Source organism: Luteolibacter sp., from assembly GCF_058122085.1.
In genome coordinates, this window is record NZ_JBIKBQ010000126.1 from 1 (window position 1) to 11,119 (window position 11,119).

Annotated in this window: 8 protein-coding genes; all 8 read right to left on the reverse strand. The window is 59.6% G+C overall.

From position 1 onward, the window contains the following. Window positions 1–1,161: porin (locus AC4DF4_RS16040; protein WP_490049120.1), on the reverse strand; the 1,161-nt coding region annotated here is incomplete at its 3' end. 26 nt (window positions 1,162–1,187) lie between these two features. Next, complete coding sequence (locus AC4DF4_RS16045; RefSeq protein WP_490049121.1) at window positions 1,188–2,624, reverse strand: tetratricopeptide repeat protein; 1,437 nt, start codon at window positions 2,622–2,624, stop codon at window positions 1,188–1,190. A 47-nt stretch (window positions 2,625–2,671) separates the two neighbouring features. Continuing rightward, entirely contained in the window at window positions 2,672–3,310 is a 639-nt protein-coding gene (locus AC4DF4_RS16050; protein WP_490049122.1) for an energy transducer TonB, read from the reverse strand. Between the two features lie 137 nt (window positions 3,311–3,447). Next, window positions 3,448–3,852: an ExbD/TolR family protein gene (locus AC4DF4_RS16055; protein ID WP_490049123.1), complete on the reverse strand. Its 405-nt coding sequence runs from the start codon at window positions 3,850–3,852 to the stop codon at window positions 3,448–3,450. A gap of 54 nt (window positions 3,853–3,906) precedes the next feature. Beyond that, window positions 3,907–5,439, reverse strand: coding sequence for a MotA/TolQ/ExbB proton channel family protein (locus AC4DF4_RS16060; RefSeq protein WP_490049124.1), 1,533 nt, complete (start codon window positions 5,437–5,439; stop codon window positions 3,907–3,909). Further along, window positions 5,436–6,215, reverse strand: coding sequence for a DUF3450 family protein (locus AC4DF4_RS16065; protein ID WP_490049125.1), 780 nt, complete (start codon window positions 6,213–6,215; stop codon window positions 5,436–5,438). Before AC4DF4_RS16065 ends, AC4DF4_RS16060 begins: the two co-directional genes overlap by 4 nt. Window positions 6,216–6,297: 82 nt before the next feature. Continuing rightward, a complete protein-coding gene (locus AC4DF4_RS16070) occupies window positions 6,298–9,426 on the reverse strand; it encodes a hypothetical protein (RefSeq protein ID WP_490049126.1) in 3,129 nt (1,042 codons plus the stop codon). 33 nt (window positions 9,427–9,459) lie between these two features. Beyond that, window positions 9,460–11,119, reverse strand: a 1,660-nt coding sequence (locus AC4DF4_RS16075; RefSeq protein ID WP_490049127.1) for an outer membrane beta-barrel protein, incomplete at its 5' end; no start/stop codon positions are given.

Here is an 11,119-nt window from a genome sequence, read left to right on the forward strand (position 1 = left end):
ATGGTATTCATCGCCGATGAAGAACGGCGAGCTGTCGAAGAAGGGGTCGGCCGAGGCGCCCATGGTTGCAACGAGTGAGCCTGGGTCGTCGCTGCCGGCATAGTGATAGCGACCGACGATCTTGACGACTCCAGGCACGGCCCACCAGGTGGGTGCCAGCGTGAGCCCCCAGGCGGTGGTGTCGCCCTTGCCGATCATGAAGTCGCCGAGAAACGAGAAACGATCCTGTTCGAGAGTAAAACCGGTCGAGAACAAATGCCGGAAGGCGGGGTTGTCGGAAACGAGCTGGCCGCCATTCGCGGAGCGCCGGCCAGCGATGTCGTAGCGCGGGATGGAGTCGGAGTTTCCGGCATCGAAGTTATGCAGATAGTCGAGGTGCCAGCGGGTGCGCATGAGCGTGTTGCCGCTTGGTTCGACAAAGGTGCGGGCGAGGTTGAGGGCGAGGATGCCGTCGCCCCCGGGCGCGGGGATGTAGGGATCCGAATCCGAGGAGAACCAGCCGAGGCCGTATTCCCAATCGTTGCGGCGGTAATCGAACTGGACGCCGAGCGTGGTGGCCGGGGCGATCATGTTGACGAGCATCGCGCGGTCCGGATAGGGGGAGGACTCCGGTTCCTGGCGGTATTCCGCGGTGAATTGCGGGCGGAACTTGCCGTAGGTGACGCCGGTGTCCGGCCGCAGTTCGGTGCGGGCGCTGAGGCGTTCGATGCCGCTGTGATCGCCATTACCGGCGAGCTCGCCGGTGGCTTCGATATCGGTGTTGCCGAAGGCGCGGATGCGCGCGCCAAGCCGGGCGCGGCGGGTGCGGGAAGAATCGATATCGACATTTTTCGAAGGAGTCGCATCCACACCATCGACCTCGGCCTTGCCGAAAGCGGCCTGCCATTCGAAGAAGCCGGTGATGGCGACATGCTGGACCCACGGGTTGGAATCATCCTCGAAAAGCACGGCGCGCGCCCAGACGGGATCGAAGGCGCGCGTCTGCCACTCGGGCCAGACGGCTTCCGGATAGACGAGGTTTTCGCGGAGGACTCCGGCGGTGGTTCCAGCGCTTGCCGGAGCTGCGGTGGGCTTCTTGTCGGCTTCCAGCATGTCGAGCGCCTCGTTGGCGTGGGCCAGTGAGACAAGGGAAGCGAGTAAAATGGGACGGATGGGGTTCATGGGACGAATAACTTTTAACTCATCACTCATTTCTTTTCCCGATCCTCCACCCGGTCCGCGGCGCGGCGGACGCGACTGGTGTATTGTTCGAGGGATTCGCTCTTCTTGAGGGTGAGGGCGGCCTGGAGGTGGGTGAGAGCCTCCGGGTAGCGGCGCTCGCGAACGAGCATCTGACCGAGTGACAGATTTGCCTGATAGGCGACCGCATCGATCCGGGCGGCGAGTTGATAGTTCGTGCGCGCCTCGTTGACGAGGGTGGCGCGTTTCTCCTCGTCCGCCTCATTGCGGGACAGCAGGTCCTTGTGGCGTCCGAGTTCCACGAGCACCTCGCCATTGGCGGGATTGAGTCCGACGAGTTGATTGAGCAAGGCACCGGTGCGGTCCGCCTCGCCCTTGGCTTGGGAAACGCGGACCTCGGTGAGCAACAACGCGGTGAGATCGGCGGGCGGAAGCTTGTCGCCGCTCTTGGTGCGGATGCGGGCGATGAACTGCTCCGCTTTGTCCGGAAAACCATAATCATTGAGAATGCGCGCGGATTTGAGGGCGCGCGGGATATCCAGCACGCTGGCCTTGTCCATGGCGGCGAGGTAGGCGAGCAGCGCGAGTTGCGGCTCGTTGCGGTCCATGTGCAGGTTGCCCAACAGGTTGAGGTTGGCCTCATCGGCGATGCCCTTGAGGCGGAGCGTCTCCAGATTGACGATGGCGTCGTCCTTGCGCTCCATGGCGATGTAGGCGCTGGTTTGCTGGAGCCAGAGTTGTTTGTCGTTCGGGTTCTGCTCGATGAGCGTGCCAACCATGCTCGCGGCCTCCGGGTATTTCTCCTGGGCCATCAAAGCCTGGGCGAGGCCGAGTTTCCAATCGCGCGACGATGCATCCAGCAGGTAGGCCTGGCGGTAGGCGTTTTCCGCGGCGACGGCGTTTTTCTTCAGCAAATGGCAGTATCCTAGCAGGCCATAGACGCGGGCGGAGTTCTCACCGAGCTCGATGGCCTTCTGGAGCATCGGCATCGCCTCGTCGGTCTTGTTCTGGGAGATATACAAATAGCCGAGGTTGGTGTGGGCGCGGCGGAAGCGCGGGAAACGGCGGATCGCCTCGAGAAACGCGCGGCGCGCCTCGTCCGGGCGGTCGGCCTGGAAGTAGAGGTTTCCGAGCACGAAGACCATTGCCGGGCTGATCTCGGCGGGCGCCTTCTTGGGGTCGGCGGGTTTCTCGGTCTCCTGGATGAAGCGGGCGAGCTCCGCCTCGGCCTCGCGGAACTTCGATTGGCCGAACAACTCGCGGATGGTCCCGAGCGCCGCTTGCTCGTCGGCGGAGACTTTCGGCTCCACTTCGGATAGAAATCCGTAGGAGCCGACAAAATCGCGCACGAACTTCGGATCACGGAAGAGGTCCGAGGGCGGGATGATCGGCTGGGCGCAAAGCGCGCCGGACATCAGGGCGAGGATGTGGAGGATGCGGGACATGGGAATCTGAGATTTGAAAATTTGGGATTTGAGATTGGGATTCGGCGTCAGTTTTTCTTCACCTCGAAGTTGAAGGGGACGATGCAGCTGGCCTTGATGTTGCGGCCGGCCTTGCTGGCGGGTTTGAATTTCCACTTGTTCACCGCGTTGATCGCGGCCTTGTCGAGGTCCGGATGGCCGGAGGATTGTTTGATCGAGGTGCCTGCGACCCGCCCGCTGTCATCCACGGTGCAATTGACCAGCACGCGGCCGCCGATGCCCTTGCTGAGAAGGGAACTCGGATAGGTGGGGGGAGTCTTGCTCACCGGTGATGCGGGAGTGTCCATTTCCCCACCCAGAGGATCGTCACCATCGCCGCCACCGAGCGAGCCTCTTCCGAAGCGGGGGATATCCATTGCAAAGCCGGATCCCGTTGATGCCACCAGATCGCCGATGTCGATGCCGAGATCGAGTTCTGAGGAGTCCTCGGGTGAATTCTCGTCATTCGCAGCCATCTCCAACGGCTCGACCGACTCCTCCAACTCCTCGGGTTCCTCCATTGTCTCCTCCTCGGGTGGCGGCGGCGGAGGGGGTGGCGGGACGGTGATGTCCACGATCTGATATTCCTCGACCTCCTCGTCGGCCTGGTGATTTCCGGTGCTGAAGATCAGGTTCGCCACCCCGCCTATCAGGACGATGGCTAACATTACGCCGATGAACCATCGATGGCGTGATTTGGCAGGTGGTTTGGTGAACGAGGACATCGGATCAGTCGCAGGCGGCCCGACGCGGCGAAAGGGAGTTTAATAACCACCCGGCACCGCGTCTCTTGACGGGCTTCCCTTTACTTCTTGGCTTGGGTGGCGAGGCCGATCTTGTCGATTCCCAAGCGCCCGAGCAGCGACACCACGGCCATGACTTTCTGATATTGCGCCGCGCTGTCGCCACGGACGACCACGGGCAGATCGGGAGTGGCGGCCTTGAGGGCGCTGAGCTTGGTTTCCAGTTCCTCCAATGACACCGGCGTGAGGTTGAGTGAGATCCGGCCCTCCGGATCCACGGTGATGGCCTGGATCTTGGGCGCTCCGATGTCGGTGGAGGCTTTTCCGCTGGCGCTCGGCAGCTCTACTTTCACGCCTTTCACGCCTGCGGCGGTCATGACAATGAAAATGAGGAGAAGGACCAGGTAAAGGTCCACCATCGGGGTGACGTTGATATCGTCGTAGCTTTTATCGTCTGCGGAGGCCATGGCTTGAGTGGGTGGGTGGTATGAATGCGTTCGGACAGGAGAATGGAAAACAGATCAGTCTTTGCTCGGATAGAACTCGGCCATCTTGGCGACGAACTCGTCGATGAAGACCTGGATCTCCGCGGTGGTGTTCTTGATCCGGCCGTTCAGATAGGAATAAACGAACAGGGCGGGAATGGCGACGATGAGGCCGGCGACGGTGGCGAGCAGGGCCGAGGCGATACCCGGGGCGATCGCATTGACGTTCACTTCTCCCTCCTTGGAAATGATGGCGAAGGTGATCATCACGCCGACCACCGTTCCTAGCAGGCCGATGTATGGGCCACCGGCGATGCTGATCGTCAGGTAGATCAGTCCATCGGTCAGCTTGTGCTGGATCTGGACGAGCCCGGCATCCAGCGAGGCGCGGATGGCCTGGATAGAACGTGCGGTGAGTCCGCCCGACTGATTCGGCCCCGGGGCGAGGCGGTGGCTGATCTCCTCGGAGCCGATGTGGTAGATTTGATAGAACGGGGATTTTTGGATCATCGCCTGCGACTCCGGATTGGCGTTGCCACCGAAGCTGCGGACGCTGTCGCCACAGGCGTGGTCGATGGCGGTGAGGTCCGAAGAGAGCAGGCGCCACTGGCGGAGGAACTCGCCGCTGCCCTTGTGGATGGAATTCAGGTAGAAGATCTTTTTGACTGCCACCGACCATCCGACCGCGATCATGAGCACGCAGATGCCAATGGCGATCCAGCCGTCGAACATCATGTTCTTGGCGATGTCTCCGAACAGCATGACGTGTTCCATGGCCTTGTTCTGGCCGCCCGGATGTTTGATTTCAGCCTCGATCGCCTTGCCCATGGTGCCATCGAAGGGAAGGTCTCCCTTGCCCGACAGGATGGTCTGGCTGATCGCGCCGTTGGACTCGTTGATAGAGACCACCGCGGGAAGCCCCGAGCCGGTATCCGCCGGCGGGGAGATTCCCTCGGTGGACTTGTCTGCGGATGCGAAGAAGACGGAGGGTCCGGCAACAAACAGGGTGCCTTCGATCGCCCGGCCCGCGAAACCGAGCGCCTTGCCCTCGAAACGATGTCCGCCGGCGATGGCACCGAGGCGGGTAATTCCAAGCGCCAGCACCTTGAGCCGCTCGATCATCTCGGCCGCGGGATCGCCGACGGAGGACGAGGCTTTCTGGTCGAGATTCGCGATCTGATCGCGGTAGAGCTGGAACTCGGAGGGATGGATGCGGGTGACGAGCGCTTTGGAATACTGGTTGAGCAGGCCCGAAGTGTAGGTGAATCCGCCCTTGCGGGTTTCGAGTTCCCGCTCGAGGACCTTGATCTTGGTGGTCCGCAGTTCCTCCTCGCGTTCGAGGGCGCGAAGCTCTCTGGCGAGCGAGAGGGCGTCGTCGTCGAGACGATTCACATCGTTGTAAAGCGAGCGACGGAGGTCCGCGTATTCCTTCTGGGTGCTCTGAAGCTCGCTAACAGCCTTGTTGAGCGCCGCGCGGGCGCTCTCGTTCGGATTCGAGGCGATGGTCGCCCCGGCGGAGGTGAAACCGGCCACGGCAAGGGTGGCGGCGGCTAAGATGCGATGAATCATGGCTGGATAAGTGGAAGATGGGTGAACGAGACGTCTTTCTCGCTGGTTGCGGTGATCACGAGTTTCAGGATTTGCGGGGCGAGGTCGCTGCGTTGCTGGAATTTCCAGCCATCCGCGCCGGCGCGGCCTGCCAGGGCGAAGCTGCCGTCCTCATTGACGCCATAGGCAAGGGCGAGGCCGAAATAGACGACCTGCATGTTGAATTCGTGGCCTTTGGAATCCGTGTGTAGCTCGGGAAACACATGGACGCCTTGCTGGAATTTCTCCACGTCGGCCATGAGCTCGGTGATGGTGACGAGTCGCTTTGAAATCTCCTCGGTCTGGCCATCCGCAGGCAGTAACAGATTCCGTTGGATGGCTTCGATGCCTTGAGTGATCTTGGGATTCTTCCGCAAGGGCTCGGGAAACAGCGGGAATTTGGCGGCCATGTTCTCCTCCATCATCCGGACCTGGCGCTTGAGCTCGTCCTCCGCGGCCAGGTAGCGGTCTTTCTCGGAAACCTTGTCGAGCGACTGCTGGTCGCCACCTTCCTTGCGGGTCTTGGCGGAGGCGATCTGTTCCTTGAGCGTGGTGATTTCGCTTTCGAGTCCTTCCTTGTAGTTCTGGAGCACCTCTTGGTCGCGCGACCAGTCGTTCTCCTCCAGCTGGATTTTGCGCATGGTTTCCACCCATTCGCGGACGGAAGTGCGAAGTTCTTCGGTGGGGCTGACGGCGGCTTCCTGAGCGTGGATCTGGAGGCCCAGAGCGAGAGAGATGATTTGAATTGGAATGCGCATGACGTGCGTTGCGGCGTTATAAAAGAGGGGCCGCCGGCATTTGCCGACAGCCCCCGTGTGACAATTTCGTCAGATTCGGAGCTTATTGGGCGCCTTCAACCGACAGGCGGTAGAACTCCTTGGTCGGGCTTGAGGTGACGTCAACGCCAAGGGTCATGTTGCCCGCAGGCACCCAGCCACCCAAGGTGTTCGACTTCTGAACCGGCACGGACAGGATGGCGGTGTTGCCGACCTTCTGCACCGTGGTTTGGCCCACCGTGCGGAGGTCGAGAATGTCAGCAGTATTGTAGAGGCTGAAGGCATTCGGGTCGGCAGTCACCGAGGTCTGGCCAGCGGTATAGTTGGCGGTGAACTGAGCCGTGGTCTTGAGGGTTCCCAAAACGGTGGTGGCGTCACTGACGGCTGGGTTAAAGCCCAAGCCGGTGTTGGCGGTTTCCACAGCGTCCGAGATGCCGTCACTGTCAGCGTCGGCGACAGTGACTGCACCGGTGCTGCTGCCTGCGTCTGGGTAGCCACTCAAGTAGCCATTCTGGCTAAGGTAGGTCCATCCATTGAGCCAGTTGGTGTCACCGAAGGCACCACGGTAGGTAGTGGTTTCGAAGAAACCTACGGGCGCGCCTGCTGGTGCGGCACTCAGGGTCGAGTTGCGCAGCGGGCTTGCGAGGTTAGGACGTGGATCAAGACCACCATTTGCCGTGCGGCTGATGCCTACAAGCATCGGATCGGTGCCAACGGCGGAGTTACCCGTTCCAGTCGGTGAACCGGCTGCGCCGATCACGAGACCGGTGCTAAGACCGAAGGTGCCCCAAGTGTTGTTGGAGAACACGGCTGCGGATGGCTGGGGAGACACGCCGTTGCCGACGCCGTCACCCGAATTGACGATTGTCGCGCCGCTGAACTGGTGGAGCACCGAGTTGTGCAGCTTGCCAGCAAAGTAGTCATCCATATAGATACCGGTGTTACCACCGCCAGAGGTTCCGGAGTCACCGATGAAGGTGGCGTTGTAGATGGTCGCTGTGGTGTATGGCGTGCCGGTGCGGACGGAATCCGAGCCATTGCCGCCGTCCCATTCGCCGCCACGGTCACCAAGAGTGCCGGTGGGGTTTTGGATCGCGAACCAGAATTGGTGGAAGCCCTGGTGGCCTTCGTCGAGGTCAAAGCTGTCGTCTTGGCAGAACGCCACGGCGATGCGCTTGGTGTTGACGGTGCCGCCGAAGATTTCCATGCCATCGTCGGTGTTACCAACGATTTCAACGTTTTCAATGGTGGTGCCGGAACCGACGCCACCCATGGTGAGGCCGTTGATTTCCTTACCCGAGGCGTAGACGTAACCACCGAAGCGGAGGGACATGTATTTCACCACACCCGAGTTGTCGGTAGCGTCGGTGCCGCCGTAGAGGATATCGGAGGTCGAACCGGCAGGGAAGCCTTCGATACTGAACTCATTGGCGTTGGTGGATGGGCCCGTATAATAGTTGATCGGCGCAGATCCAAGAATGATCAAGCCACCGTAAAGGCCGCCGTCAGTTTCTGGATCAAGGTCGTCGTCAGGGTCTGCGGTGAGTTCTGCATCACGGTCGGCCTTGGCGGTCATCACGATCGGTGCTTCGGCAGTGCCTTCAGCCATGATCATGCCGTTGCGGGTGATGATGAGCGAACCGTAGGTGTTGTTAGCGACATTCTTCGTGCCAAGAATGGTGGTGCCGGGCTCGATGGTGAGCGTGGCGCCGCTCTTCACGAAGATCGACTTGTCGAGGATGTAGGCGTTGTCCTTCGTCCAGGTGGTGTTGGTGGTGATGTCAGAGGTGACGTTTACATCGGTAACCACATTGCCTAGGTAACCGTTCTTGCTGAGGTAAGACCATCCATCAAGCCAGTTGGTGTCACCGAAGGCACCACGGTAGGTGGTGGTTTCGAAGAAACCTGCAGGCGAGCCGGCTGGTGCGGCACTCAAAGTCGAGCTGAGAAGCGGGCTATTGCCTTTCGGACGTGGGTCAAGACCACCATTTGCCGTGCGGGTGATGCCACGCAGCAAAGGATCAGTTCCGATAGCGGAGTTGCCGGTTCCGGTTGGTGATCCGGCTGCGTTGAGCGTGGTCAGTAGGTTACCAGTGCCACCGAAGCTGCCCCAAGTGTTGTTGGAGAACACGGAGGGCATAGGCTGGGGAGCTACGCCGTTGCCGACGCCGTCAGATTCTTTGGTAATCGCGTCGCCGCTGAACTGGTGGATCACCGAGTTGTGCAGTTGACCCGCGAAGTAGTCGTCCAGTAAGAACCCGCGGTTGCCACCGCCTGCGGTAGCGGAGTCACCGATGAAGGTGGCGTTGTAGATGGTCGCTGTGGTGTATGGCGTGCCGGTGCGGACGGAATCCGAGCCATTGCCGCCGTCCCATTCGCCGCCACGGTCACCAAGAGTGCCGGTGGGGTTTTGGATCGCGAACCAGAATTGGTGGAAGCCCTGGTGGCCTTCGTCGAGGTCAAAGCTGTCGTCTTGGCAGAACGCCACGGCGATGCGCTTGGTGTTGACGGTGCCGCCGAAGATTTCCATGCCATCGTCGGTGTTACCAACGATTTCAACGTTTTCAATGGTGGTGCCGGAACCGACGCCACCCATGGTGAGGCCGTTGATTTCCTTACCCGAGGCGTAGACGTAACCACCGAAGCGGAGGGACATGTATTTCACCACACCCGAGTTGTCAGCAGTATCATTGCCGCCGTACAGGATGTCGGAGGAAGAACCGGCAGGGAAGCCTTCGATACTGAACTCATTGGCGTTGGTGGATGGGCCCGTATAATAGTTGATCGGCGCAGATCCAAGAATAATCAAGCCACCGTAAAGGCCGCCGTCAGTTTCTGGATCAAGGTCGTCGTCAGGGTCTGCGGTGAGTTCTGCATCACGATCGGCCTTGGCGGTCATCACGATCGGTGCTTCGGCAGTGCCTTCAGCCATGATCATGCCGTTACGGGTGATGATGAGCGAACCGTAGGTGTTGTTAGCGACATTCTTCGTGCCAAGAATGGTGGTGCCGGGCTCGATGGTGAGCGTGGCGCCGTTCTTCACGAAGATCGACTTGTCGAGGATGTAGGCGTTGGCCGCCGTCCATGTGGTGTTGGTGGTGATGTCAGCGGTGACGTTGACGTCAGCAGCCTGAAGTGCGGATGCGGCGAACATCAGCGAGCCTCCAAGCCACAGGTATTGTTTTTTTTTCATAGGTTGTATCTTTGTTTTGTTGGTATTAAACGCTTAGAATGCGAAGTCCGCGCTCAAGCTCAGACTCCGGCCCGGGGAATAGGATCTGTAAACCAGTTCCGTCGGTGCGAACACTTCTGTATCCTCGGAATCGAGAAGGTTGGTGATTTTAAGTGTGACCTTTCCGTCACAGTTCCAAGCGTTGAAGGATTTGGAGATGACAAAATCCAGTGAATGATAGGGATCGCGTACAATGGATGGGCTTTCCACCGTAGCGGGAACTCCTACCAGGTATGAGTCCGTGAAGTTGTAAACGAGGCTGGTACGCAGGCCCCATTCTTCGTGATCGTAGCCGAGGATCAGATTGAAAATGTTCTCCGGTTGGCCCTCGAATGTGCTGTCCACCACCTGGCTCTGTCCTTGGGAATTAATCTGCTGCACGTATCTGAGGAGCGAATCAATGAAGGTATAGTTCGATGTGAGGCTGAATCCCGCGCCAAGCTGGCGGGCAAGCTCGATTTCGAGACCCGTGAGGGTTCCTGATTCGCCGTTCACCCAAGTCTTTTTCTCAAGTGCGTAGGACTGAGCGATGGGATCCGTCATCGACTTGTGGAACAAGTTGATCGAGATCCGGTCGCTGTCCGTGGCCAGCCAGTCAAATCGAAGGTCAAAGTTGGTAATCAGGGTATCAGTGAGATTTGGGTTACCGACGATAATGTCGCCGGTGCTTTGATCCTGAATTTCCACCGGGGCGTATTCATAGAAAGTCGGACGCGCCACGGTACGAGACCAAGCGAAGGTCGTCTTGAATTGGTCACTTGGCCCGAAGTTCCGCCACAGGGTGATGCCCGGGAGAGCGTAGTCGTTGCTGGTGACGACGCGCTCTTCATTGACGAAGAACACCGGGTTGAGTCGAGGCAGGACCTGATAGTAGCGGTCCTCGCTTTCCAGTCGGACTCCGCCGGTCAATCCCCATCCGGCGAGTTCGGCGTTGGCCATGATGTAATAGGCATCGATTTCGTTGCCTGCGTCTACGTTGCGCACCGTTCGTCCGAGTAGGGTGGCTTCGGAGATAATGAGGTCCGGCGAGGACGAGTTTGCTTGGGGACCAGTCCAACCAAGGAAGCGGTCACTGCCATCCGGTTCGGTCGGGGAGTCAATCCCATCACGGTAGTCCACACCGTAAGTGCCGCCACCGCCAAGCAGCCTGTTGTTGAGTGTCGGAGATACATTGTAGGTGAATAAGCGTCCGCGAACTTCCCGGTCCCGAACGAAATGATTGGTTCCGATTTTAAAATCGAGAAATGCGCTGTCGGATTCTTTCCACGCGGGAATCGTCAGGTCGATTGATTCGTTGACTGACTCTTCTTCGGTTTTGAGGCTTTCCCTGAAACTTTCCACCAGTGGCGGGTTGCTGCCAAAAGGGTCCGCTACGGTGAGCTGGGTGCCGAGTGATGGCTGATAGATATCGCCTGATGCGGCAATTCTCGGATCGGCGAAATCAAGTTGGGAGAAGGAGAAGGTTCGTCCATTCGGGCGGTCTTCGAGCGCGTTGCTGCGGGCGGCCATCCAGTCGAGTCTGATCTGCCGGTCATCCGGGCCAAACTTGTGGGTGCCGTCAAGTTGCAGGGTTTCGAGCTCGCGGAGCAATGGATTGATGGAATCAAATGCCTGATAAGTGTATGCACCCGCACCAAACGGGTTGCTGTCAGAC